General features: G+C 63.9%; 19 protein-coding genes. 11 read left to right on the top strand and 8 right to left on the bottom strand.

Annotated elements, in window-relative coordinates:
• Nucleotide 1: 1 nt before the first annotated feature.
• From arsB to arsK, 4 genes are read left to right on the top strand one after another with little or no spacing between them, the layout of a single operon-like run.
• Nucleotides 2-1,063, top strand: coding sequence for an ACR3 family arsenite efflux transporter (gene arsB, locus PCJ21_RS12575; protein ID WP_269931743.1), 1,062 nt, complete (start codon nt 2-4; stop codon nt 1,061-1,063).
• On the top strand, nt 1,063-1,485 hold the full coding sequence (gene arsC / locus PCJ21_RS12570; RefSeq protein WP_269931742.1) for an arsenate reductase (glutaredoxin): 423 nt from the start codon (nt 1,063-1,065) through the stop codon (nt 1,483-1,485). Before arsB ends, arsC begins: the two co-directional genes overlap by 1 nt.
• A complete protein-coding gene (gene arsH / locus PCJ21_RS12565; RefSeq protein ID WP_269931741.1) occupies nt 1,460-2,185 on the top strand; it encodes an arsenical resistance protein ArsH in 726 nt (241 codons plus the stop codon). Before arsC ends, arsH begins: the two co-directional genes overlap by 26 nt.
• Before the next feature lie 8 nt (nt 2,186-2,193).
• Nucleotides 2,194-3,435: an arsenite efflux MFS transporter ArsK gene (arsK, locus tag PCJ21_RS12560; RefSeq protein ID WP_269931740.1), complete on the top strand. Its 1,242-nt coding sequence runs from the start codon at nt 2,194-2,196 to the stop codon at nt 3,433-3,435.
• Between the two features lie 75 nt (nt 3,436-3,510).
• Here the strand turns inward: arsK and PCJ21_RS12555 are convergent, their stop codons facing one another.
• The 4 genes from PCJ21_RS12555 to recQ all read right to left on the bottom strand — a co-directional run bounded on the left by PCJ21_RS12555 (nt 3,511) and on the right by recQ (nt 7,628).
• Complete coding sequence (locus tag PCJ21_RS12555; RefSeq protein WP_269931739.1) at nt 3,511-4,059, bottom strand: dihydrofolate reductase family protein; 549 nt, start codon at nt 4,057-4,059, stop codon at nt 3,511-3,513.
• Between the two features lie 91 nt (nt 4,060-4,150).
• A complete protein-coding gene (locus PCJ21_RS12550; protein WP_269931738.1) occupies nt 4,151-5,077 on the bottom strand; it encodes an SRPBCC family protein in 927 nt (308 codons plus the stop codon).
• Entirely contained in the window at nt 5,074-5,415 is a 342-nt protein-coding gene (locus tag PCJ21_RS12545; protein ID WP_269931737.1) for an ArsR/SmtB family transcription factor, read from the bottom strand. The genes PCJ21_RS12550 and PCJ21_RS12545 overlap by 4 nt, the downstream gene beginning before the upstream one ends.
• Nucleotides 5,416-5,828: 413 nt before the next feature.
• Nucleotides 5,829-7,628 carry a DNA helicase RecQ gene (recQ, locus tag PCJ21_RS12540; protein ID WP_269931736.1) on the bottom strand — a complete coding sequence of 600 codons (1,800 nt, stop codon included), beginning with the start codon at nt 7,626-7,628 and terminating at the stop codon, nt 5,829-5,831.
• 215 nt (nt 7,629-7,843) lie between these two features.
• On the opposite strand from recQ, the gene PCJ21_RS12535 reads away from it, so the two are divergent.
• The 7 genes from PCJ21_RS12535 to PCJ21_RS12505 all read left to right on the top strand — a co-directional run bounded on the left by PCJ21_RS12535 (nt 7,844) and on the right by PCJ21_RS12505 (nt 17,704).
• Nucleotides 7,844-8,440: an ANTAR domain-containing response regulator gene (locus PCJ21_RS12535; RefSeq protein WP_269931735.1), complete on the top strand. Its 597-nt coding sequence runs from the start codon at nt 7,844-7,846 to the stop codon at nt 8,438-8,440.
• Nucleotides 8,437-9,669, top strand: coding sequence for a CmpA/NrtA family ABC transporter substrate-binding protein (locus tag PCJ21_RS12530; RefSeq protein ID WP_269931734.1), 1,233 nt, complete (start codon nt 8,437-8,439; stop codon nt 9,667-9,669). The genes PCJ21_RS12535 and PCJ21_RS12530 overlap by 4 nt, the downstream gene beginning before the upstream one ends.
• 441 nt (nt 9,670-10,110) lie before the next feature.
• Nucleotides 10,111-11,400, top strand: coding sequence for an MFS transporter (locus tag PCJ21_RS12525; protein ID WP_269931733.1), 1,290 nt, complete (start codon nt 10,111-10,113; stop codon nt 11,398-11,400).
• An 11-nt stretch (nt 11,401-11,411) separates the two neighbouring features.
• A complete protein-coding gene (gene nirB / locus PCJ21_RS12520; RefSeq protein ID WP_269931732.1) occupies nt 11,412-13,862 on the top strand; it encodes a nitrite reductase large subunit NirB in 2,451 nt (816 codons plus the stop codon).
• Nucleotides 13,863-13,867: 5 nt separating this feature from the next.
• Nucleotides 13,868-14,197 carry a nitrite reductase small subunit NirD gene (gene nirD / locus PCJ21_RS12515; RefSeq protein WP_269931776.1) on the top strand — a complete coding sequence of 110 codons (330 nt, stop codon included), beginning with the start codon at nt 13,868-13,870 and terminating at the stop codon, nt 14,195-14,197.
• Nucleotides 14,198-14,202: 5 nt separating this feature from the next.
• Nucleotides 14,203-16,878: a nitrate reductase gene (locus PCJ21_RS12510; protein ID WP_269931731.1), complete on the top strand. Its 2,676-nt coding sequence runs from the start codon at nt 14,203-14,205 to the stop codon at nt 16,876-16,878.
• Nucleotides 16,879-17,065: 187 nt separating this feature from the next.
• The gene (locus tag PCJ21_RS12505; RefSeq protein ID WP_269931730.1) at nt 17,066-17,704 is read left to right on the top strand and encodes a LysE family translocator; all 639 of its coding nucleotides are present in this window, start codon (nt 17,066-17,068) and stop codon (nt 17,702-17,704) included.
• Nucleotides 17,705-17,989: 285 nt separating this feature from the next.
• Here the strand turns inward: PCJ21_RS12505 and PCJ21_RS12500 are convergent, their stop codons facing one another.
• The 4 genes from PCJ21_RS12500 to PCJ21_RS12485 are packed head-to-tail and all read right to left on the bottom strand — an operon-like array spanning nt 17,990 to nt 23,034.
• The gene (locus tag PCJ21_RS12500; protein ID WP_269931729.1) at nt 17,990-19,561 is read right to left on the bottom strand and encodes an ABC transporter substrate-binding protein; all 1,572 of its coding nucleotides are present in this window, start codon (nt 19,559-19,561) and stop codon (nt 17,990-17,992) included.
• Nucleotides 19,562-19,587: 26 nt separating this feature from the next.
• Nucleotides 19,588-21,213, bottom strand: coding sequence for an ABC transporter ATP-binding protein (locus PCJ21_RS12495; protein ID WP_269931728.1), 1,626 nt, complete (start codon nt 21,211-21,213; stop codon nt 19,588-19,590).
• Complete coding sequence (locus PCJ21_RS12490; protein ID WP_269931727.1) at nt 21,206-22,033, bottom strand: ABC transporter permease; 828 nt, start codon at nt 22,031-22,033, stop codon at nt 21,206-21,208. Before PCJ21_RS12490 ends, PCJ21_RS12495 begins: the two co-directional genes overlap by 8 nt.
• Nucleotides 22,030-23,034, bottom strand: a complete 1,005-nt coding sequence (locus tag PCJ21_RS12485) for an ABC transporter permease (protein ID WP_269931726.1) — start codon at nt 23,032-23,034, stop codon at nt 22,030-22,032. The genes PCJ21_RS12490 and PCJ21_RS12485 overlap by 4 nt, the downstream gene beginning before the upstream one ends.
• Between the last annotated feature and the right edge of the window lie 63 nt (nt 23,035-23,097).

The raw sequence follows: 23,097 nt of genomic DNA, 5'->3' as shown, positions 1-23,097 counted from the left end.
CATGTCGACATTCGAACGCTATCTGACCCTCTGGGTCGCCCTTTGCATCGTCGTGGGCATCGCTCTCGGCCATCTGATGCCTGATGTCTTCCACGCAATCGGCGGGGCAGAAATCGCCAAGGTGAACATTCCGGTCGCCGTCCTGATCTGGCTGATGATCATCCCGATGCTGTTGAAGATCGACTTCGCCGCCATGGGCGAGGTCGGCAGGCATTGGCGCGGCATCGGGGTCACGCTCTTCATCAACTGGGCGGTGAAACCGTTCTCGATGGCGCTGCTTGGCTGGCTTTTCATCGGCTGGCTTTTCCGCCCGTATCTGCCAGCAGACCAGATCGATTCCTACATCGCAGGCCTCATCATCCTGGCAGCGGCCCCCTGCACGGCCATGGTCTTCGTGTGGTCGAACCTGACCAAGGGCGAACCGCATTTCACCCTGTCGCAGGTGGCGCTCAACGATGCCATCATGGTGGTTGCCTTCGCGCCGATCGTCGGTCTGCTGCTCGGCCTGTCCGCGATCACCGTTCCGTGGGGCACGCTCGTCCTGTCTGTCGTGCTCTACATCATCATTCCGGTGATCATTGCGCAGGTGATAAGACGTCGGCTACTCGCCTCAGGCGGCCAAAAGGCGCTCGACCGCCTGCTTCATACCCTGCAGCCTCTCTCCCTCGTGGCGCTGCTGGCGACGCTTGTCCTTCTGTTCGGCTTCCAGGGTGAGCAGATCATCGCGCAGCCGATGATCATTGCGCTGCTGGCGGTGCCGATCCTGATCCAGGTCTACCTGAACTCGGGCCTTGCCTACCTGCTCAACCGCATCTCCGGCGAACAGCATTGCGTCGCAGGTCCGTCGGCGCTGATCGGCGCATCCAATTTCTTCGAACTGGCGGTTGCCGCCGCCATCAGCCTGTTCGGCTTCAGTTCTGGCGCAGCACTGGCAACCGTCGTCGGCGTGCTGGTCGAGGTGCCTGTGATGCTGTCGGTCGTGTGGATCGTGAACCGCAGCAAGGGCTGGTACGAGCGCGGAGCGGCGGTCAAAACCTCCAACGAAGCTGAAAGGACCGCATGATGGACATCACCATCTACCACAATCCTTCCTGCGGCACGTCCCGCAACACCCTTGCCCTCATCCGCAACGCCGGGATCGAGCCCATGGTCATCGAGTATCTGAAAGCGCCGCCGACGCGCGCGGTCCTGCAAGACATCATCTCAAGGGCTGGCCTGACAGTGCGCGAAGCCATCAGGCAGAAGGGAACGCCCTATGGCGAACTCGGCCTGGAAGACTCCACGCTGACCGACGATCAGCTTCTGGATGCCATGCTGAAACATCCTATCCTGATCAACCGCCCGTTCGTCATCACGCCGTGGGGCGTGCGCCTTAGCCGCCCGTCCGAGGTCGTTCTCGACATCCTGCCGCTTCCCCAGAAGGGACCCTTCTACAAGGAGGATGGCGAGCCATTGATCGATGCCGAAGGAAACCGAGTTGCCTGACCTGCCCAACATCGCCGAAGACGCGCTGGAACTGCCTGACCCCTCCAAGCTGTCCGTCGCCCTGTCGACCCACAAGCCGCGGATCCTGCTTCTCTACGGTTCGCTTCGTGGACGCTCATACAGCCGTTTCCTGACCCAGGAGGCTGCGCGCCTGCTGGAGCACTTCGGTGCCGAGACCCGCATCTTCGATCCGGCTGGCCTGCCTCTCCCAGATGGCGCTACAACCGATCACCCGAAGGTTAAGGAACTCCGCGAGCTCTCCCTGTGGTCAGAAGGACAGGTCTGGACCAGCCCCGAACGACACGGCGCGATGAGCGGCGTCATGAAATCGCAGATCGACTGGATCCCGCTGGCCGTCGGCTCAATCCGGCCGACCCAAGGTCGAACCTTGGCCGTCATGCAGGTGTCGGGCGGATCGCAGTCGTTCAACGCGGTCAGCCAGATGCGCATCCTCGGCCGCTGGATGCGCATGATCACCATTCCGAACCAGTCTTCCGTGGCGAAGGCCTACCAGGAGTTCGATGAGGCTGGTCGCATGAAGCCGTCGTCCTACTATGACCGCGTGGTCGACGTTATGGAGGAGCTGGTCAAGTTCACCCTGCTCACCCGCGATGTCGCCCCGTATCTGACGAACCGCTACAGCGAGCGGAAGGAAGAAGCACAGAAGCTCGAAGCTCGCGTCAAGCTCAAAGCCATCTAGGTCGCATCATGACGTGGAAGACGGCATCGTCCGTTCCTATCGAAGATCGACGCGGCGCAGTCATCTGGGGCCTGGGCCTGACCCAGATCATTGGCTACGGCACTTTGTACTACAGCTTCAGCATCCTGGCGCCCGACATGGCCAGGGATCTCGGCTGGACACGGGAATGGGTGTTCGGCATCTTTTCGGCAGCCCTGCTGCTCGGCGGCTTGGCCGCGCCTTCCATCGGCCGCCGCATCGACCGTCACGGCGCAGGCTCGATGATGGCGCTCGGTTCGCTGGCCGCAGCCCTCTCGCTGGTCATGTGCGCGCTTGCGCCAAGCCGCCTCGTCTTCGTCGCCGGCATGATGGCGATGGAGATCGCCTCGACATTTGTCCTCTACAACGCCGCCTTTGCCGCCTTGGTACAGGCAACGCCCCGAACGGCCCAGCGAAGCATCACCCACCTCACCCTCATCGCCGGCTTCGCATCGACCCTTTTCTGGCCGGTCACAGCCGAGCTTCACAAGCATCTGACCTGGCGGGAGGTGTATCTGGCCTTCGCCGTCCTCCATGTTGCCATTTGCCTGCCGATTCATGTCTGGCTTGCGCGGACGATGGGCATGGAGCGCAGGAATCAGGCTGTCGGCCGGAGCAATGCCGGGGCAATCGTCGAAGGGAAACTGGCTCCGGGTGACCGTCGCAGGGTGTTCGCGCTCATGGCGCTGGGATTCGCGCTTCAGGGGCTCGTCCTGTCGTCGCTGCTCGTTCACATGGTCCCGCTCCTCACCGCAGTCGGGCTCGGGACCAGCGCGGTACTGGTGGGGACGCTGTTTGGTCCTTCACAGGTCGTCAGTCGCTTCATCAACATGCTCGCCGGCCACGGCCTGTCCCAGTTGGCCCTGGCTGTCATTTCCGCGGCCCTCCTGGTAGTGGGCCTGGCAGCGCTGCTGTTGTCGGCGCCACGGCTCTATGGCGCAGTGGCCTTCGCCATCCTGTTCGGCCTGGGCTCTGGCCTGACGAGCATCGTACAGGGCTCCCTCCCCCTGGCCCTGTTCGGTTCCGAGGGCTACGGCGCGCTGATGGGTCGGATATCCGCCATCAGGCTGATCGTGTCGGCGCTCGCACCGTTTGTCTTCTCGATGATGATGGCGCATGTGGGGACCTGGTCGGCGTTGTCCGTGACTATCGCGCTGGGGATTACAGCCGCTGCCGCGTTTGCCAGCATCGGATGGAAGCCGCAATCACCCGAATTGGTATCGGCGACGTGAGCTTTGGCGCCGATCCCCGCGAGCCGTCTCGCCAGCCCCTCCCATTTCTACGTCAGGGAAAGAGCGGATCGCTCGTCATTGTCTGCTCTCCGGCGCGTAGTGGAGGATGACAACTCCTGACTTGAGCGTCCTCGTTTCCAGATGTCTCAGGGGTACCCGGTTCAGACCGCCCTTGAAGAGCGGCGTGCCTCTCCCGAGAATGACGGGGTTGATCCCGAGGTGATATTCGTCGATCAGGCCGTGCTCCATCAGGGTCGCCGTGAGGTCGGCGCTGCCGAACACGAATATGTCTCCGCCGTCCCTGGCCTTCATCTTGGAAACTTCTTCCACGACATTGCCATTGAAGAGCGTCGTGTTGTTCCAGTCGGCGCTTTTCAGCGTGCGCGAGAAGACGACCTTCTCGACCTTGTTCATGAAGTCCGCGATCCAGCCTTGCTCGGCCGGCCAATAGGCTGCCATGAGCTCGTAGGTCACACGGCCGAAGATCAGCGTGTCGGCCTTTTCCTGGGTCTCACGAATGTAGTTCTCGAGTTCTTCGTCGAAGACGAACCAGCTGATGTCCCTGTCCGGACCCTCGAAGAAGCCGTCGACGGTCACCATGTCCCATATGATCAGTTTTCTCATGGAACCCTCCTCTTTGTGTCTTGAATTCCTGGCCTTATTCCGCGAAGCGGAAGCGCATGTCGCCCGCCAACCCGAGCCGACGGGAACCATTTCAGCGGGCTGTGACGAAGCGTTCCAGCTTGCCCAGGGTTTGCAGACCCAGTTCCACGGCACCGAAGCCCTTCGCCTCCTCGAACTCGACGGGCGTGCTGAACACCATGCCCAGCGTTACCTTCGTTGCCCCGTCCTGATCCTCGAACGAGGCCCAGGCGTCGGCATGTTTCGGCCCGTTTTCGCCCCATAGCAGCGCATAGCCGATCCTCGCCTCGGGCCGGACCTCGTGATAGCGATGGTGGTTCGGGAAGACCGTGCCGTCGGGCGCGATCATGTCGAACACCCATTCGCCGCCGCTGCGCAGGTCGATCCTCTGCGTGCGACAAGAGTAGCCTTCCGGCCCCCACCATTGCGGCAAGGTTTCAGGGTTCATCCAAGCTCCCCACACGATGGACCGCGGTGCCTGAATCACCCGCTGCAACACCATGGTCCGTCCAGCCACGCCCGCGAGGTTGTCCAGTGCTGCGCCGTAGCCTGCTCGATAGCCCGCCTCCATATCTTCCGCCAGCGAGGAGAGCTGCACCGTGATGACCAACCGGCTACGCTCGTGCGTGCCCGACATATCCGCCGTCACCAGCGCGACCGATTGCGTCACGCCGTCGGATGACATCACCTCGTAGTTCACGCTGCCCAGTTCCGGCTGCAACGCCAGCCAGCCGCACTCGCAGCGGATGTCCGGCGGGCGCTCGCCCTTGCAGAGCGTGACCTCGCGTCCACCCACCCTGGTATCTGCTTCCAAGAACTCCACGGTGACCGAGGGCGATGGCGCAGCCCAGATCGCCCGCGCGGCCGGGGCTGTCCACGCCTCCCACAGCACGGCCAATGGCGCGGCCACGTCCCGTTCGAAGGTGAGCGTCGCAATACGGCCCTTCCCGTCCTCAGGAGAAGCGCTGGTCGCACTGTATGCAGCGAGGTTCTGTGTCATGCTCCGCTTTCCTTCATCACATTCATCACAAATGCATCCAGCCGGTCGAGGCGAGCCTGCCAGATAGACCGCTGTTCATCGAGCCATGACCGCATCGGATCCAGAGCCTCAGGTACGATGGCGCAGGTACGTATCCGCCCATCCTTGGACGTGGTGATCAACCCTGCCTCCTCCAGCACGGAAAGGTGCCGCATCACCGTGGGCAGCCGCAGTCCGGTAGGCCCGGCCAGATCCGTTACCCGCGCAGGTGTTTCGGCAAGCCGGGATAGGATCGAGCGGCGGGTCGGATCCGCCAGTGCATGGAAGAGCAGCGAGAGATCAGTGTCATGCTTAGCCATATCGCTAACTATCACCCGATTTGAGCGTGGCGCAAGTGAATACTTCGTCAAATAGCTAAGTTTTCTCCGCCCGAGCTAGGAGCGGTCGCCATTCTCGTTCGCATGAATGTCGCACAGGCCGACGCCTCACGGAGATCGCCGAACTCGCAGCGGCGTGACGACGCTGGCCGGGACACACCGAAACGCTTTGCAGGCAATGCCAGACCCGGCTCACCACCGGTCCGGCGACGACAAGGATGTGCATCGGCTTCGCGCAGCGGCCGGTGCCAAGGCTGGACCGAATTGCGGATCGTGAAAGCGGGCTGGTGGCTATCACGGCAGGCGCCACTCGACTTCGCTGGGAACAGCTTCACCGGCCCTGGGCGCGTCTTCGCAATAAACAAGGACAGCTGTTGCAGCTGCCAAACGTCTTGTCACACGTGCTCCGCGATCACCGCGAGGAAGGCGGGGCCGTAGCGGTCGAGCTTGGCTTCGCCGACACCGGGCACGTTCGCCATCTCGGCGCGCGACGCCGGTCGCGCCGCCGCCAGCTCGATCAGGGTCTTGTCATGGAAAATGACATAGGGCGGCACGTTCTGCAGGCGCGCTATTTCCGTGCGCTTCCGCCGCAGTGCCTGGAACAGGTCCTGATCCCCATCGCTGACGGCAGGCTGCGCGGTGCTGCCTGCGACCTTGCCGCGCCTGGCGCGCGAAGGCGCAGCCACACGCAGCATCAGTTCAGGCTTGTCGCGCAGGAACTCGCGGCCGGCGGGCGCGATCGACAGGCCGCCATGGCCGGTGAGGTCGACGTCGATGAGGCGCAGCGCGATCATCTGGCGCAGGATCGCGCGCCACGTGCGGTTGTCATGCTCGGTGCCGATGCCAAAGGTCGATATTCGGTCATGGCCGAACTGGGAGATGCGCTCGTTTTCCACGCCCAGCAAAACGTCGACAACATAGGCTTGCCCGAAACGCTCGCCGGTGCGGTAGATGCACGACAAGGCCTTTTGCGCAGCAATGGCGCCGTCGAACAATCTTGGCGGCTCGGCGCAGGTATCGCAATTGCCACATGGTTCGCAATGGTCGCCGAAATAGGACAAAAGAACCTGCCGGCGGCAGCTTGCCGTCTCGGCCAGCCCCAGCAGCGCGTCGAGTTTCTGCCGCTCCATGCGCTTGCGCTGGTCGGGCGCCTCCGACTCCTCGATGAAGCGGCTGCGCAGCGCGATGTCGTCGTAGCCGTAGAGCATCAGCGTGTCGGACGGCAGGCCGTCGCGCCCGGCGCGGCCGGTCTCCTGATAATAGGCCTCGATGCTGCCCGGCAGGTCGATATGGGCGACGAAGCGCACATCCGGCTTGTCGATACCCATGCCAAAGGCGACAGTGGCGACCATGATGACCGCCTCGCCATGCTGGAAGCGCATCTGGTTGGCCTCGCGCGCCGCCTTGTCCATGCCAGCGTGATAGGCGAGCGCATCGTAGCCGAGGCCTTGAAGCCAGGCGGCGGTTTCCTCGGTCTTGCGTTTCGACAGACAGTAGACGATGCCGCTCTCGCCTCCGTAGCGCTTCAGGAATTCCTTGAGCTGGGCACGCGGATTGTCCTTTTCCTCGATGGCGTAGCGAATGTTGGGCCGGTCGAAGCCGGCGATGAAGGCGTCGGTTTCGTCAATGGCGAGATGCGACAGGATTTCCGCGCGCGTCGGCTCGTCCGCCGTGGCCGTCAGCGCCATGCGCGGGGTACCGGCAAAGCGCGACACGACCGCGTCGAGCTGACGATAGGAAGGGCGGAAATCGTGGCCCCATTGCGACAGGCAGTGCGCCTCGTCGATGGCGATCAGCGACAGCTTCACACCATCCAGAAGCTCCAGCACGTCAGGCCGCAGCAGTGTTTCGGGGGCGACATAGAGCAGGTCGAGCGTACCCGTGCGGATATCGTGCCACAGGGTGCGGCGGTCGTCGAACGACAGGTCGGAATTCAGGCTTGCCGCCCGCACGCCTGCCTGCCGCAATGCCGCCACCTGGTCGGCCATCAGCGCCAGAAGCGGCGAAACGACGACACCCATGCCGGGACGGACGATCGCGGGGATCTGGTAACAGAGCGACTTGCCGCCACCTGTCGGCATGAGCACGAAGGCATTGTTGCCGGCAAGCACATGCTCGACGATCCGCGCCTGCGGCCCCCTGAACGCATCATAGCCAAAAACAGTCTTGAGGATTTCGAGGGCGGTGGCGGTCATCGGCAGCTGCATGGAGAATCACGGAGATGTCCTTCATAGCAGCATCGCCGTCTTGGCTGTCCGTCTCCCTGCAACTGTTTCTCATAGCCACCGTAGTTGTCGCGTCGCAGCATAAGATTGCTGCAACGGCCATGACCATCACCGTGACATGCCTCATCCCGCGACGATGTCTTTTTGCATTGCACAATGGCGCCGGACAGTCAAAATATGGCGGCATGAGCCGCACTGCCCTAAGGATTCTTATCATCGACGAGAACCGCATTCGTGCGGCCATCATCGAGGCTGGGCTGCACGAAGCCGGGCACACCGCGGTGACGTTGATTCATGAGATGACGGGCATCGCGCGGCGTATCGCCGAGGTCAGTCCCGACGTCATCGTGATCGACCTGGAAAACCCCAATCGCGACATGCTGGAAAACATGTTCCAGCTTTCGCGCGCGGTGAAACGACCGGTTGCGATGTTCGTCGACCGTTCCGACAGCGCCTCCATCGAGGCCGCGGTGGAAGCAGGCGTTTCAGCCTATGTCGTCGACGGCCTGCGCAAGGAGCGGATCAAGCCGATCCTCGACATGGCGATCAGCCGGTTCAATGCGTTTTCGCGGATGGCGCGCGAACTTGAGGAGGCGCGCAGCGAACTCGAGGACCGCAAGGTGATCGACCGCGCCAAGGGCATCCTGATGAAGTCGCGCAAACTCTCCGAGGCGGACGCCTACGCGCTGCTGCGCAAGACGGCGATGAACCAGAATCGCAAGCTTGCCGAGATCGCGCGGAGCCTGGTGACCGCGGCCGGGTTGTTGGGGGACGATGCATGACCGAAACCCGCTTCGAGATTTCAGCCGGTTTCCTGCCGCTGCTCGACAGTTCGCTTCTGGTGGTTGCGCGGGAGAAAGGATTTGCGGGCGACGAAGGCGTTGCCCTTCATCTGGCTCGCGAAACCTCATGGGCAAATGTCCGCGACCGCATCGCTGTCGGCCATTTCCAGGTCGCGCATATGCTGGCGCCGATGCCGATCGCCTGCAATCTCGGGCTGACACCGCTGGCCGCGACGACGGTCGTGCCGATGGCGCTCGGGCTTGGCGGCAATGCCGTGACCGTTTCGAACCGGCTGTGGGCGGAACTGACCACGCATGGCGCCGCCGGCGATCTCGCGCCGCGCGCGACAGGTGAAGCGCTCAAGGCGGTGGTGGCGCAAAGGGCGGGAAAGCCGCCATTGCGCTTCGCAGTGGTGCATCCGCATTCCGGGCACAACTACGAGCTTCGCTACTGGCTTGCCGCCTGCGGCATCGATCCGGACCGCGACATCGAGATCGTGATCCTTCCGCCGCCGCTGATGGCCGATGCGCTCGGCTCGGGCGCGCTCGACGGCTTTTGCGCAGGCGAACCGTGGAACACTGCCGCCGTTTTGCTCGGCCACGGGCGCATCGCCACCGTCAAGGCCAAGATATGGCGCTCAAGCCCGGAAAAGGTGCTGGGTGCCGACGCGCGCTGGGCGGAGGCCAATCCCGAGGCGCTGGCAGCGCTGCTACGCGCCCTCTACCGCTCCGCGCAATGGTGCGCGGAGCCTGTCAATCATCCCGAACTGGCCGCCATCCTGTCGGCGCCCGGCTATGTCGACCGGCCGGCGGAATGGATGCTGCCAGCGCTGTCAGGTATCCTGCGCGCCGGGCCCGAGACGACGGTCGGCGTCGAGGATTTCTTCGTTCCGCAGGCAAAAGCGGCAACTTTTCCGTGGAAAAGCCACGCGCTGTGGTTCTACAGCCAGATGGTTCGTTGGAGCCAGGTCGCGCATTCGGCCGAGAACGCGGCAGTGGTCCGCGAAACCTACAGGCCCGATCTCTATCGCGCCGCCCTCAAGCCGTTGGGCGTGGCCCTGCCGGGCGCCAACGCCAAGGTCGAAGGCGCGCTTGCCGCGGCCACTCCCGTCGGCTCGGCAGGCGCCAGCCTGACGCTCGGGCCTGACGGCTTCTTTGACGGCAGCCTGTTCGACCCCGACGAACTTGATAGCTATATCGCCGGCCAGCGAGACGCGTTCGCCCGCTGACCCGCCGTCAATTTTTGTGCACTGCACATGAAATAGGCAATCGCCACCTGCAATTGATCATTCATTGATCGCCGGAATTTCAACGGCCACCATCGTTCTGCATAGCTAAGCATCTGACAATAAACGGAATCGCCGTGCCCACCCAAACTGGCACGCTTTGTGCGTTGCAATAGACAAGGCCTCCGCATCGGTCCGAAACATCGGGTTTCGGCAAGCACGATGCGGAACTCCAGGACTGGAGCGTCCTTGGCGCGTCTGACCGATGCGCGGCGCTCCAGAGGCCAGACATATCGGCGTCCAATGGCGGGCGCCCCAGGCAAAGCTGCCGACCAGACGACCGCGATCCCGGATGTACGGACGCGCGACCCTGGCCGGCAGCTTTTTTTGTTTTCGCGATCCAGACCAGCGCGGCGCCTCCCACGCCGCCCAACGGAGCCGACAATGACCGCAACCCTCCAAGGCGCGCCCTGCCAGGACAATGCTCCAGCCAGGGCGCTTGCCATCTCCACCCTCGCCTTCACCGTCTGCTTTGCGGTGTGGACGATCTTTTCCATCATCGGCGTGCGCATAAAGCAGGAGCTCGGCCTCTCCGAAACCCAGCTTGGCCTGCTCATCGGGACGCCCATCCTGACTGGTTCGCTGGTGCGCATCGTGCTCGGTGTCTGGACCGACCGCTTTGGCGGGCGCCTCGTCTACACCGCCACCATGCTGGCGGCGGCCATCGCCACCTTCCTGCTCGCCTTTGCCCAGACCTACACGCAGATGCTGATCGCGGCCCTCGGCGTCGGCCTCGCTGGCGGCTCCTTCGCCGTCGGTGTCGCCTATGTCTCGCGCTTCTTCCCGGCGGCAAAGCAGGGCACGGCACTCGGCATCTTCGGCGTCGGCAATGTCGGTGCGGCCGTCACCAAGTTCCTGGCGCCGTTCGTGCTGCTTGCCGGCGGATGGCAGGAGGTGGCGCTGATCTGGGCCGCTTGCCTGGGCTTTATGGCCTTCATCTTCTGGTTCGGCACCGAGGATGACCCGGTCATCCGCGAGCGTCGCATCCATGGCGGTCAGCCGAAGGCTTTGTGGAGCGAGTTCGCGCCACTGAGGAACGTCCAGGTCTGGCGCTTCGGCCTCTACTATTTCTTCTCCTTCGGCGCCTTCGTCGCGCTGGCGCTGTGGCTGCCGCGCTATCTCATCGGCGTCTACGGCTTCGACATCGTCACCGCAGGCATGATCGGCGCCGCCTATTCGATCCCCGCCAGTATCTTCCGCGCCTATGGCGGCGTGCTGTCCGACAGGATTGGCGCGCGCACGGTCTTGTACTGGACCTTCGGCGTGTCCGCACTCGCCACGCTGATCCTGTCGCTTCCCGCGGCCGACTATGTCGTTCACGGCATCAGCGGCCCGATGTCCTTCCATTTCGAGGTCGGGCCCGTGGCCTTCATGGTCGTCGCCTTCGTACTCGGCTTCTTCATGAGCCTGGGCAAGGCGGCCGTCTACAAGCATATCCCGGTCTATTACCCGCAAAGCGTTGGCGCCGTCGGTGGCCTTGTCGGGATGATCGGCGGGCTCGGCGGCTTCATCCTGCCCATTGCCTTCGGTGCCCTCAACGACCTCACCGGCCTGTGGTCGAGTTGCTTCATGCTGCTCTTTGCCATCGTCGTCGTCTCACTCATGTGGATGCACCTGTCTATCCGCAAGATGTCGAGCGAACCTGTCACGCCGGTCTCCGTTGCCGCAGAGTAAGGACCATCACCATGACCGAACGTCTCGTCATCATCGGCAACGGCATGGCTCCGGGCCGCATGCTGGAGCATTTGCTGGAAGCAGCGCCCGGCCGCTATCAGGTCACCATCTTCAACGCCGAGCCACGCGTGAACTACGACCGCATCATGCTGTCGCCGGTCCTGTCAGGGGAAAAGGCCTTCGAAGAGATCGTGATCCACGGTGACGGCTGGTACATCGCCAACGGCATCACCCTCTACAAGGGGCACAAGATCGTCGCCATCGACCGCGAGGCCAAGACCGTCACCTCCGACCAGGGCGTGACCGAGCCCTACGACAAGCTTGTCGTTGCCACCGGCTCGGTGCCCTTCATCATCCCGGTGCCGGGCAAGGATTTGCCCGGCGTGCTGACCTACCGCGACCTCGACGACGTCAACGCCATGCTGCTCGCCGCCCAGTCGCGAGCGAAGGCGGTGGTGATTGGCGGCGGCCTGCTCGGCCTGGAGGCCGCGGCGGGTCTGAAGGAGCAGGGCATGGATGTGACGGTGCTGCACGTCATGCCGACGCTGATGGAGCGCCAGCTTGATCCGGCCGCTGGCTATCTGCTGCAGCGGGCTGTCGAAGCCCGTGGCATCGCGGTCATGACCAAGGCCAACACCAAGGCCATCGTCGGCAACGGCAGGGTCAAAGGTGTCGAACTTGCCGACGGCACCATCATCCCGGCGACGCTGGTGGTGATGGCGGTCGGAATCCGGCCGAATGCCGTCCTTGCAAGGGAGGCCGGCCTTGAGGTCAATCGCGGCATCGTCACCGACGACCGGATGCAGACCTCGGACCCGGATATCCTCGCTGTCGGCGAATGCGCCGAAGTTGGCGGCAATGTCTATGGCCTTGTCGCGCCGCTTTACGAGATGGCGCGCGTGGCGGCGGCCGGCCTCGCGGGTTCAGGCGATCGCCGCTTCGCTCACGTCGACACCCCGACGAAGCTCAAGGTCACCGGCATCGACCTGTATTCCGTCGGCGATTTCGCCGACGGCGACGACCGCGAGGAGATCGTGCTGCGCGACGCATCCGCCGGCATCTACAAGCGCGTCGTACTGCGTGAAAACCGCATCATCGGCACGGTGCTGTTCGGCGAGACCTCGGACGGCGCCTGGTTCGGCGACCTGCAGAAGAAGCAGACCGACATTTCCGAGATGCGCGACACGTTGATCTTCGGCCAGACATTCCAGGGAGGGCCGTCCGCGGACCCTTTGGCGGCCGTTGCGGCACTGGCGGATGATGCGGAAATCTGCGGCTGCAACGGCGTCTGCAAGGGCAAGATCGTCTCCACCATCACCGACAAGGGCCTGACCTCGCTCGATGACGTCCGCGCCCACACCAAGGCCTCGGCATCGTGCGGCACCTGCACCGGGCTGGTCGAGAAACTGATGACGCTGACGCTCGGCGACAGCTACAACCCGGCGGCCGTGCAGCCGATGTGCAAGTGCACCGACCTCGGCCATGACGACGTGCGCCGGCTGATCAAGGCCAAGGGGCTGAAAACCATCCCCGAGGTCATGCAGGAGCTGCAGTGGAAGACGTCCTGCGGCTGCGCCAAGTGCCGGCCCGCGCTCAACTACTACCTCGTCTGCGACTGGCCGGACCAATATGCCGATGACTACCAGTCGCGCTTCGTCAACGAGCGCGTCCACGCCAACATCCAGAAGGACGGCACCTATTCGGTGGTTCCGCGCATGTGGGGCGGGGTGACCAATGCGGACGAGCTGCGTGCCATCGCCGATGTCGTCGACAAATTCGAAATCCCGCTGGTCAAGGTCACCGGCGGCCAGCGCATCGACATGCTCGGCATCCGCAAGGAAGACCTGCCGGCTGTCTGGTCCGACCTCGGCAAGGCAGGGTTCGTCTCCGGGCACGCCTATGCCAAGGGCCTGCGCACGGTGAAGACCTGCGTCGGCTCCGACTGGTGCCGCTTCGGCACGCAGGATTCGACAGGGCTCGGCATCCGCATCGAAAAATTCATGTGGGGTTCGTGGACACCGGCCAAGCTCAAGATGGCGGTGTCGGGCTGTCCGCGCAACTGCGCCGAGGCGACCTGCAAGGACGTTGGCGTGATCTGCGTCGATTCCGGCTATGAGATCCACTTCGCGGGTGCTGCCGGCCTCGACATCAAGGGCACCGAGGTGCTCGGGCTGGTGAAGAGCGAGGACGAGGCGCTCGAGGTGATCGTCGCGCTGACGCAGATGTATCGCGAGCAGGGCCGCTATCTCGAACGCATCTACAAATGGGCCAAGCGCGTCGGGGTGGCCGAGATCAAGCGCCAGACCCTCGACGATGCCGACAAGCGCAAGGCCTATTACGAGCGCTTCGTCTTCAGCCAGAAATTCGCCCAGGTCGACCCGTGGTCGGAGCGCGTTTCCGGCAAGGACAAGCACGAGTTCCGCCCGATGGCCTCGGTCGGTTTCGCGGAGGCAGCGGAATGAGCGAGATGGACTGGATCGCGATTGGCACGTTGGCCGACATACCGTTGCGCGGCGCGCGCTGCGTGAACACGCCCCAGGGCAAGATCGGCGTGTTCCGCACCGCCGACGACCAGATCTTCGCCATCGAGGACCACTGTCCGCACAAGGGCGGGCCGCTGAGCCAGGGCATCGTGCATGGCGCGTCGGTGACCTGCCCGCTGCACAACTGGGTGTTTTCACTCGAAACCGGCAAGGCGCTCGGCGCCGACGAAGGCGCGGTCAGGACGATACCGGTACGGGTCGAGAACGGCCGGATTTCGCTGGCGCTGGAACCGGTGGCGTTGGCTGCGGAATGAATGCGATGGACACGATGCCGGCGGCCGAAGTGAGGACGACCTGCCCCTATTGCGGGGTGGGTTGCGGCGTGCTGGCGCGCGTCGCCACGGACGGATCGGTCACCGTCCGTGGCGACCCGGATCATCCTGCCAATCGCGGCAGGCTTTGCTCGAAGGGCACCGCACTTGGGGAAACCACTGGCCTCGAAGCGCGCGTACTGTCGCCCGAGATCGGCGGCCGGGAAGCGGGTTGGGACGAGGCGCTCGGGCTGGTGGCGCAGCGTTTTTCCGAAACGATCGCCCGACACGGCCCGGATTCGGTCGCCTTCTACGTCTCGGGGCAACTGCTCACCGAGGACTATTACGTCGCCAACAAGCTGATGAAGGGTTTCATCGGCTCGGCCAACATCGATACCAATTCGCGGCTCTGCATGGCCTCCAGCGTTGCCGGCCACAAGCGCGCCTTCGGCGAAGACATCGTGCCTGGTGTCTACGAGGATTTTGAGCTCGCCAACCTCGTCGTGCTCGCCGGATCGAACGCCGCCTGGTGCCACCCGGTCCTGTACCAGCGGCTGCTTGCCGCGCGGGCCGAACGCGGGACACGCATCGTCGTCATCGATCCCAGGCGGACAGCAACTGCCGACGAGTGTGACCTGCATCTGGCGATAGACCCCGGCACCGACGTTCTGCTGTTCAATGGCCTGCTGGCGCAGCTTGGGCGCAGCGGCTCCCTCGACAAGGACTACATCGGCGAGGCGACCTCGGGTTTCGCCGAGGCACTTTCGGTCGCCACGGCCGACGCGCCTTCACCTGAGGCGGTCGCGGCAGGATGCGGGCTGGCGCCGGCCGACGTCAGGATGTTCTTCGAGCTGTTCGCGGCGACGGAGCGCTGCATCACCGTCTACAGCCAGGGCGTCAACCAGTCCGCGCACGGCACCGACAAGGTCAACGCCATCATCAACTGCCATCTTGCCACCGGGCGCATCGGGCGGCCTGGCATGGGGCCGTTCTCGGTGACGGGCCAGCCGAACGCCATGGGCGGCCGCGAGGTCGGCGGTTTGGCGAACCAGCTTGCGGCGCACATGAACTTCGACGATCCCGGGGCTATCGACCGTGTCGGCCGTTTCTGGCGTGCACCGAACATCGCCCGCAGCCCCGGCCTGAAGGCGGTCGACATGTTCCGCGCCGCCGGCGACGGCCGCATCAAGGCGCTGTGGATCATGGGGACCAATCCAGCCGCCAGCATGCCTGACGCGACGCGCGTGCGTTCGGCCCTGAAGGCCTGCGATTTCGTCGCCGTTTCCGACGTCACCAGGACCGATACGACGCGCTTTGCCGACGTGTATCTGCCGGCAGCCACCTGGGGCGAAAAGGACGGCACGGTCACCAGTTCGGAACGGCTGATATCGCGCCAGCGGCCGTTCCTGCCAATGCCCGGAGAGGCACGGCCTGACTGGCGCATCGTCTGCGATGTCGCCAGGCTGATGGGCTTCGGCGCGTCCTTCGACTATGCCGGACCGGACGCGATCTTCCGTGAGCATTCCGCACTCTCTGGTTTCGAGAACGATGGCGAGAGGCTGTTCGACATTGGCGCGCTCGCCGGCCTGGAGAAGTCGGAGTACGAAAGCTTCGTGCCGCGCCATTGGCCCGCGACGGGCGGCGGAAACGATGCGGACCGCCTGCTCGGGGGCCGGCGATTTCCAACGCCCGACGGCCGCGCGCGCTTCGTTGCCGTGCGACAGGAAGGCGTCGCCCACCCAACCGATGCGCAGCGCCCTATCGGGCTCAACTCGGGGCGCCTGCGCGACCAGTGGCACACGATGACCCGCACCGGCCAAGTGCCGCGGCTGATGGCCAATGCGCCGGAACCAAATATCGAGATCAATGCGCTGGATGCAGCCCGCAGCGGCTGCGCCGATGGCGACCTCGTCCGGCTGGACAGCCCTCATGGCTTCGCGCGCGCCAGGGTGAAGATCAGCGACGCCCAGAGGCCGGGCACCGCCTTCCTGCCGATGCACTGGAGCGGTCAGTACGCCGCGAACGCTGGAACCGGGTCGCTCGCAAGTCCGCTGTGCGATGCCTTTTCGGGCCAGCCGGAACTCAAGCATGTGCCGATCAGGATCCAACGGGAAGAAATAGCCTGGACCGGCATCCTCGTGACCCGGCGCGACCTCAGGCCGACAGGCTTCGTGCACTGGAGCCGCCGGACCGTCGAGGGCGGCTGGGTCTACGACCTCTGCGGCACCGAAACGCCTGACCAGGGCATCCTGCTTGCACGTCCGTTCCTGGATGTCTTTCGCCGCGATGCCCTGGTCGAATACACCGACAGGCGCGGCCTCAACTACCGGGCTGCCGCGTTGGGCGATGACGGGACGCTGGCCGAAGCGTTGATGGTGGCGCCACCTGGCCAATTGCCGCCGCGCGACTGGCTGGTACAACTTTTGGGATCGCGCCAGCCGCTGTCCCCGGCCGACCGGATGGCGCTGCTGTCAGGGCGTTCGCCAGTTCCGCTGCCGTCGATCGGCCGCGTCGTATGCGCCTGTTTCAATGTCGGCGTAAGCCAGATCACGGATGCCGCCGCAGTTGGCTGCACCAGCGTCGAACAAATCGGCGAACGCCTGCGTGCCGGCACCAATTGCGGCTCCTGCCGGGCCGAGATAGGGGCAATCATCAATGCAGATCGTCGCGCCGCAGCCGAGTGAACTCTCCGCGCCACGCATTGGCTGGGCACGTTCCCAGCTATTGGCTTCGCGAAAGAGACCTTGAATGGGGCCGTTCCGGTCGCTGCGCATTGCAGACAACCGCGAGTTGATCCACTAATTGCGGCCGCCGGGTTGGTCCCGCAGAAACGTCAAGTGCGAAGTGCACTGGGCATGAGGAGGAAACGTCGTGCATGAACTTGCAATCCTGTTCTCCATCCTCGGGGTGTTCCTGCTCGGGGCCATCAGCCCGGGCCCTAGCTTTGTGGTGGTTTCGCGGATCGCGATTTCCAGTTCGCGTGCAGATGGCATAATGGCAGCGTTGGGCATGGGTATAGGCGGCTTTGTTTTCGCCTGCGTCGCGGTCGCGGGCCTGACGGCGATCCTGCTGCAAGTTGAATGGCTTAACATTGCGCTACGGCTGACCGGAGGAGCCTACTTGGTTTGGCTGGGCATCAATATCTGGCGCGCCGCGCCAGAACCGATTGAGGTTGCCGAGACGGCGGCTGGACGGCCAAGCACACTTTGGAAGTCCCTGACACGAGGACTCTTGGTGCAACTGTCCAACCCAAAGACAGCAGTTTTCTATGCTTCGATGTTCGCCGCGCTTTTGCCATCGCCGACGCCATCCTGGATGTTGCTTGCTTTGCCGCCGCTGCTCTTCCTCAACGAATTTTTATGGTACACCATCGTCGCGCTGGGTTTCTCATCGCGTGGACCGAAGGCTGCCTATCTGCGATCTAAGATCTGGATCGACCGCGCTGCAGGAATGGTGGTTGGAGCGCTTGGCGTGAAACTCATAACCGACAGCGTACGATCTTCTGCTTGAAGCATTGCTCCTGCGTAGATCGCCCGGTCGCCCGCACCGGGTGGGACGGCCCCTTCAAAGCCGGCGTTGCCGTTCCTGGCGGCGCGCTGACTTGGATTACGGCAGCAGGCACACTGGCGTTGACCTGTGCGTCGACGGCCGCGCACGCACTGTCATGCCTGCGTACCAATCCGGCAGGGCTCGGCCATTTGTCATGATGGCCGAGCCCCATTGTGCGTCGGTCAATCGCGCCACGAAAGGCGCGCTCCGAAAACCGGAGCACCCTCCTTTGTGCAGGCAGCCGACCTAGGCCTCGAGCCAGACGCGCGACGCCACATAGCCGTTCGACATGTCGTTGCCGACGTCCTCGGTATAGCCCTTTAGAGCTGATGTCGCGGCGTTGATGTTGTTGTTGAACACCGGAATGATCGAGCCGCCTTCGTCGCGCACCATCAGTGCGGCAGCACGATACAGTTCCGCGCGCTTTGCCTCGTCTTCGACGACGCGCGCTTCCTTGATGAGCTTGTCGAAGTCCGGACGATTGAAGTTGGTCTCGTTGGCCGGCGAACCCGCCAGGTGCTCGGTGGCATACATCAGGTCCTGGGTCAGGCGGCTGCCGTAGTAGGACATGCAGAACGGGGCCTTGCGCCAGATATTGTTCCAGTAGCCGTCAGCCGGCTCGCGCTTGACCTCGATCTGGATGCCGGCCTTCTTGGCGTTCTCCTGGTAGAGGATGGCTGCGTCCACTGCGCCGGGGAACGTGCCGTCGGACGTGCGCAGCACGACCGGACCGTCATGGCCGGACTTCTTGAAATGGAAGGCGGCCTTGTCCGGATCGTAGGCCCGCTGCTCGATGTCGGACGGGAAGTTGGGATAGGTGGCGTTGATCGGGAAGTCGTTGCCGATGGTGCCGAAGCCGCCGAGGGTCGTCTGCAGCATGGCCTCGCGGTCGATAGCATATTTCAACGCCAGACGCAGGTCGTTGTTGTCGAAGGGCGCAGTGTCGACGAGCATCGGCAGCGTGTAGTGGCCGCGGCTCGGTGCGTTGAGAATCGTGACGTTTTGCGCGCGCTTCAGCAGCGTCACGGTCTTGGGGCTGACGGCATTGATGAAGTGAACGCGTCCCGCCGAAATCGCCGCTATGCGCGCGGTGGCGTCGTTCATGGCGATCATCTCGACGCTGTCGACGTAACCGCGGTCCTGCCAGTCATTGACGTTCTTCTCGAACACGGCACGCACGCCCGGCTCGAAGCTGACGAGCTTGTAGGGGCCGGTGCCGACGCCTTCGGCAGGATTGTCCATGCCGCCATTCGGCTGGATCATCAGCAGGTGGATGGTGAAGACCAGCGGCAGGTCGACATTGCTCTCCGAGAGCCTGACGTGGAGCTCCTCACCCTTGGCCTCGACGGTCTCGATGGAGGCGATCATGCCCCGCGCACCGGAACCCGACTCTTCCTTCATGTGGCGGCGGATCGTCTGGGCGCAATCCTCCGCGGTCAGCTTCTTGCCGTTGTGGAAGGTGATGTCGTTGCGGACCTTGAACACCCAGTCCTTGGACTGGTTGCTGGATTCCCAGCTGGAGGCGATGCCCGGGAGGGCCTTGCCGGTGGCAGGATCGCTGGTGACCAGCGTATCGCCGATCGTGCGCGCGACCAGGAAGGCGAAGGAGCCGATCACCTTTGCAGGGTCAAGCGTGTCGGTCGTGGCAGCGCCATCGATGCCCAGCTTGAGGGTGCCGCCCTTTTTCGGCGTTGCCGCCGCTTGCGCATGGGCTGCACCGGCGAGCCCGCCCAGCAGAAGGCCAGCCCCGATCGTGCCCTTCAGGAAGTCACGCCTGTTGGCCGCAAGGTCCATGCCGATCAAGTTCGATTTCTTCATTTCCATTCCCCCTTCTTAGAGATCAGTCAGGCAGCCGGAACCAGAGCGCGCCCGGCAAGGACGCGCTCCAGCCAGCCGATTTGCATTTCGGGCACCGAGCTCAAGAGCTTTTCGGTGTAGTCGTCGTAGGGTGGTGCAAGGACGGACGCCTTGTCGCCCTGACGAACGATGCGGCCGCGATGCATGACCGCGACGCGATCGGCGATCGCCCGCACGATGGCGATGTCGTGGGTGATGAACAGGTAGGAAACGGCTGTCGCCTCCTGCAGCCGCATCAGCAGCTTCAGAATGCCCTCAGCCACCAGCGGATCGAGCGCGGAAGTCGGCTCATCGCACAGGATCAATTCCGGTTCGGCCGCCAAGGCGCGGGCGATGGCGACACGCTGTTTCTGCCCGCCGGACAGCTCGGCCGGATAGCGGTCGAGAAACTGCGGACCCATCTCGATCTGGCCAAGCAGTTCAGTGACCCGTGAGGTTCGCGCAGCTCCCCTGAGGCCAAAATAGAGGGTCAGCGGCCGGCCAATGATATCGCTGACCTTCTGGCGCGGGTTCATCGCCGTGTCGGCCATCTGGTAGATCATCTGGACGCGGCGCAGTTGCTCGAGCGTACGTTCCTTGCGGGCGGGCGGCAGCCTTTCACCCTTGAACGTGACGGTGCCCTGACGCGGCGGGAGCAGCCCGGTGACGACGCGCGCCAGGGTCGATTTTCCCGATCCGGACTCGCCGACCACAGCCAATGTCTGGCCTTTCGGCAGCGACAGCGACACGTCGTGCAGGACAGTCATGCTCGAATAGCCGGCCGTCAGCCCTTCGATTTTCAGCAGCTCTTCCTCGGCCTTGCGGACAGGCTCGCGCACGGCCTGGCGAATGCTCACCAAGGCCTTGGTGTAGTCCTCGCGCGGCGTCTCGATGATCTGCCGGGTCGGGCCATATTCCACCGTCTTGCCGTGCCTGAGCACCATGATGTCGTCGGCGACCTGGGCGACGACAGCGAGGTCGTGCGTGATGTAGAGCGCGGCTGTTCCGGTCTCGGAGATCGCGTGCTTGATTGCTGCCAAAACCTCGATCTGGGTGGTCACGTCGAGTGCGGTGGTCGGCTCGTCGAAGACTATGAGTTCGGGCCTGGCACAGAGCGCCATGGCGGTCATGGCACGCTGCAGCTGACCACCAGAGACCTGGTGCGGGTAGCGTTCGCCAAAGCGCTCCGGTTCGGGAAGGCCGAGCACCTTGAACAGGTACTGGGCGCGCTTCTTGGCTTCCGGCTGCGTCATGAGGCCATGCCGCACGGTCGCCTCGATGACCTGCCGTCCCAGCTTGTGAGCGGGATTGAAGGCGGCGGCGGCCGATTGCGCGACATAAGCCACGCGCGCGCCGCGAATGGTGCGCACGCCGCCCGGCGACAGGGCCGTCACGTCAACGCCATCGAGCAGCACCTGGCCGCCTGAAATGCGCACGCCACCACGGCCATAGGCCAGCGTCGACAGGCCGATGGTCGACTTGCCAGCACCGGATTCACCGATCAGGCCAAGGACCTTGCCTTTTCCAACATCGAAGGAGACGTCATCTACCAGCACCAGGTCGCTGGCCGATCCATCAGCCTGGTGCGCGCGCACCTCGATGCGCAGATCCCGGACCGAGAGCATCTCACGCATCGCCACGCCCTCCCTTGAGGCTCGCGGTGGAATTGATCATCCAGTCGACGACCAGATTGACCGAGATCACCAGGCCGGCGATCGCGGCACCGGGAATGAGCGAGGCCGAAACGCCGAAAATGATGCCGTCCTTGTTGTCCTTGACCATGCCGCCCCAGTCGGCGGCCGGCGGCTGGATGCCAAGGCCCAGAAACGACAGGGTCGCGAGGAACAGGATGGAGTAAGCAAAACGCAACCCGAACTCGCCCAGCAGGGGTGCCAGGGTATTGGGCAGGATTTCGCGGAAGATGATCCACAGCTTGCCTTCGCCACGCAGCCAGGCGGCCTCGACAAAATCCATGACGCTGACGTCGAGCGCGACTGCCCGGCCGATGCGGTAGACGCGCGTCGAGTCGATCGCAGCCATGACCAGGATGAGGATCAGGGTGCCTTGCGGCAGCACCGCGAGCACGACAAGCGCCAGGATCAGCCCTGGGACGGACATCATCAGGTCGTTGAACCGCGACAGCAGCTGATCGACCACGCCGCCGCTGACGACTGCGGTGAAACTGAGCAGCATCCCGATGGCGAATGACAGCATGGTGGCGGCCAGGGCGACGAAGAGCGTGGCGCGCGCACCAAAGATCAGGCGCGACAGGAGATCGCGACCGAGGCTGTCGGTACCAAGCAGGAAGTCTCCACCCATCGGGGCCCAGACTTCACCGACGATGGCGCTCTGATCGTAGGGCGCGATCAGCGGCGCAAAGACTGCGCAGGCCACAACGACCAGAATCCCCGCCGCGCCCACGCGTGCACTTATGGGCATCGATTTCAGTCTCATCGCGGATGCCTCAAGCGTGGGTTCGCCAGGATCGAAACGATGTCGGCCAACAGGTTGAGTACGATATAGATGGCCGCGAAAATCAGTCCGCAGGCCTGGACAACGGGCATGTCGCGCACCGTCACGGCATCCACCATGTATTGGCCGATGCCTGGGTAGACGAACACCACTTCGATGACGACGACGCCGACCACGAGCGCTGCAAGGTTCAGCGCAATCACCGTGACGATGGGCGCCACGGCATTGGGCGCGGCGTGTTCGGCAATGATGCGCAGCGCCGAAAGTCCCTTTAGTTCGGCGGTTTCCACATAGGGCGACGACATGACGTTGAGGATCGCCGATCGCGTCATGCGCATCATGTGAGCCAACACCGCGACGACCAGCGTCAGCACCGGCAAGGCGATGGCCGAAAGCCGTTCGCCAAGGCTCATCCCGTCATAAACGGTCGCTGGAAAGGCCGCGACGCCGAGCTGGACGGTAAAGAACTGGATGAGCAGGTAACCGATGAAAAACTCGGGCAACGACACCGCGGCAAGCGACAGGATGCTGATGGCGCGGTCGGGAAAGCGGTTGCGGTAGCGCACTGCGATCATGCCAAGGCCGAGCGCCAACGGAACCGCGATTGCTGCTGAGGCAACGGCAAGCAGCATCGAATTGCCCAGGCGTTTCCAAAGCTGCTCGGCGACCGAGTTGTGGTTGGACCACGAGGTTCCGAAATCACCCTGGACGATGCCCCCCAGCCATTCGCCGTAGCGCTGGATCATCGGGCGGTCGAGGCCCAGTTCCTTGCGCACATGCTCGACCGATTCCGGTGTCGCGTCGCGCCCGAGATAGGTCGCGGCGAAATCGCCCGGCAGCATCTCGACCCCGCCATAGACCAGCATCGAGGCCGCCAGCAGCAGCCCGAAGCCAAGCAGGATGCGGCGCAGGATCAGCCTTGCGAGCAGGTTGTTCGAGCGCCCTGCTGAGGTCGCTATCTGGTCGTTGCCCGGCGCGCTCATCCGTACCGTGCTCCCGGCCCTTCACCGTAGACCAGCATATTCAAGGCAACCGGACGGCGGCTT

Origin of the sequence: Aminobacter sp. HY435 (genome assembly GCF_027568395.1) — a bacterium.
In the GTDB taxonomy this organism is placed as follows: domain Bacteria; phylum Pseudomonadota; class Alphaproteobacteria; order Rhizobiales; family Rhizobiaceae; genus Aminobacter.
The sequence above is the reverse complement of the archived record's forward strand: the minus strand, read 5'-3'. Positions and strand labels throughout refer to the sequence as shown.

Bases quoted from the DNA above. Each gene is read 5' to 3' on its own strand.
- arsB (WP_269931743.1), top strand. From the start codon at position 2: ATGTCGACATTCGAACGCTATCTGACCCTCTGGGTCGCCCTTTGCATC.
- arsC (WP_269931742.1), top strand. From the start codon at position 1,063: ATGGACATCACCATCTACCACAATCCTTCCTGCGGCACGTCCCGCAAC.
- arsH (WP_269931741.1), top strand. From the start codon at position 1,460: ATGCCGAAGGAAACCGAGTTGCCTGACCTGCCCAACATCGCCGAAGAC.
- arsK (WP_269931740.1), top strand. From the start codon at position 2,194: ATGACGTGGAAGACGGCATCGTCCGTTCCTATCGAAGATCGACGCGGC.
- PCJ21_RS12555 (WP_269931739.1), bottom strand. From the start codon at position 4,059: ATGAGAAAACTGATCATATGGGACATGGTGACCGTCGACGGCTTCTTC.
- PCJ21_RS12550 (WP_269931738.1), bottom strand. From the start codon at position 5,077: ATGACACAGAACCTCGCTGCATACAGTGCGACCAGCGCTTCTCCTGAG.
- PCJ21_RS12545 (WP_269931737.1), bottom strand. From the start codon at position 5,415: ATGGCTAAGCATGACACTGATCTCTCGCTGCTCTTCCATGCACTGGCG.
- recQ (WP_269931736.1), bottom strand. From the start codon at position 7,628: ATGACCGCCACCGCCCTCGAAATCCTCAAGACTGTTTTTGGCTATGAT.
- PCJ21_RS12535 (WP_269931735.1), top strand. From the start codon at position 7,844: ATGAGCCGCACTGCCCTAAGGATTCTTATCATCGACGAGAACCGCATT.
- PCJ21_RS12530 (WP_269931734.1), top strand. From the start codon at position 8,437: ATGACCGAAACCCGCTTCGAGATTTCAGCCGGTTTCCTGCCGCTGCTC.
- PCJ21_RS12525 (WP_269931733.1), top strand. From the start codon at position 10,111: ATGACCGCAACCCTCCAAGGCGCGCCCTGCCAGGACAATGCTCCAGCC.
- nirB (WP_269931732.1), top strand. From the start codon at position 11,412: ATGACCGAACGTCTCGTCATCATCGGCAACGGCATGGCTCCGGGCCGC.
- nirD (WP_269931776.1), top strand. From the start codon at position 13,868: ATGGACTGGATCGCGATTGGCACGTTGGCCGACATACCGTTGCGCGGC.
- PCJ21_RS12510 (WP_269931731.1), top strand. From the start codon at position 14,203: ATGGACACGATGCCGGCGGCCGAAGTGAGGACGACCTGCCCCTATTGC.
- PCJ21_RS12500 (WP_269931729.1), bottom strand. From the start codon at position 19,561: ATGAAGAAATCGAACTTGATCGGCATGGACCTTGCGGCCAACAGGCGT.
- PCJ21_RS12495 (WP_269931728.1), bottom strand. From the start codon at position 21,213: ATGCGTGAGATGCTCTCGGTCCGGGATCTGCGCATCGAGGTGCGCGCG.
- PCJ21_RS12490 (WP_269931727.1), bottom strand. From the start codon at position 22,033: ATGAGACTGAAATCGATGCCCATAAGTGCACGCGTGGGCGCGGCGGGG.
- PCJ21_RS12485 (WP_269931726.1), bottom strand. From the start codon at position 23,034: ATGAGCGCGCCGGGCAACGACCAGATAGCGACCTCAGCAGGGCGCTCG.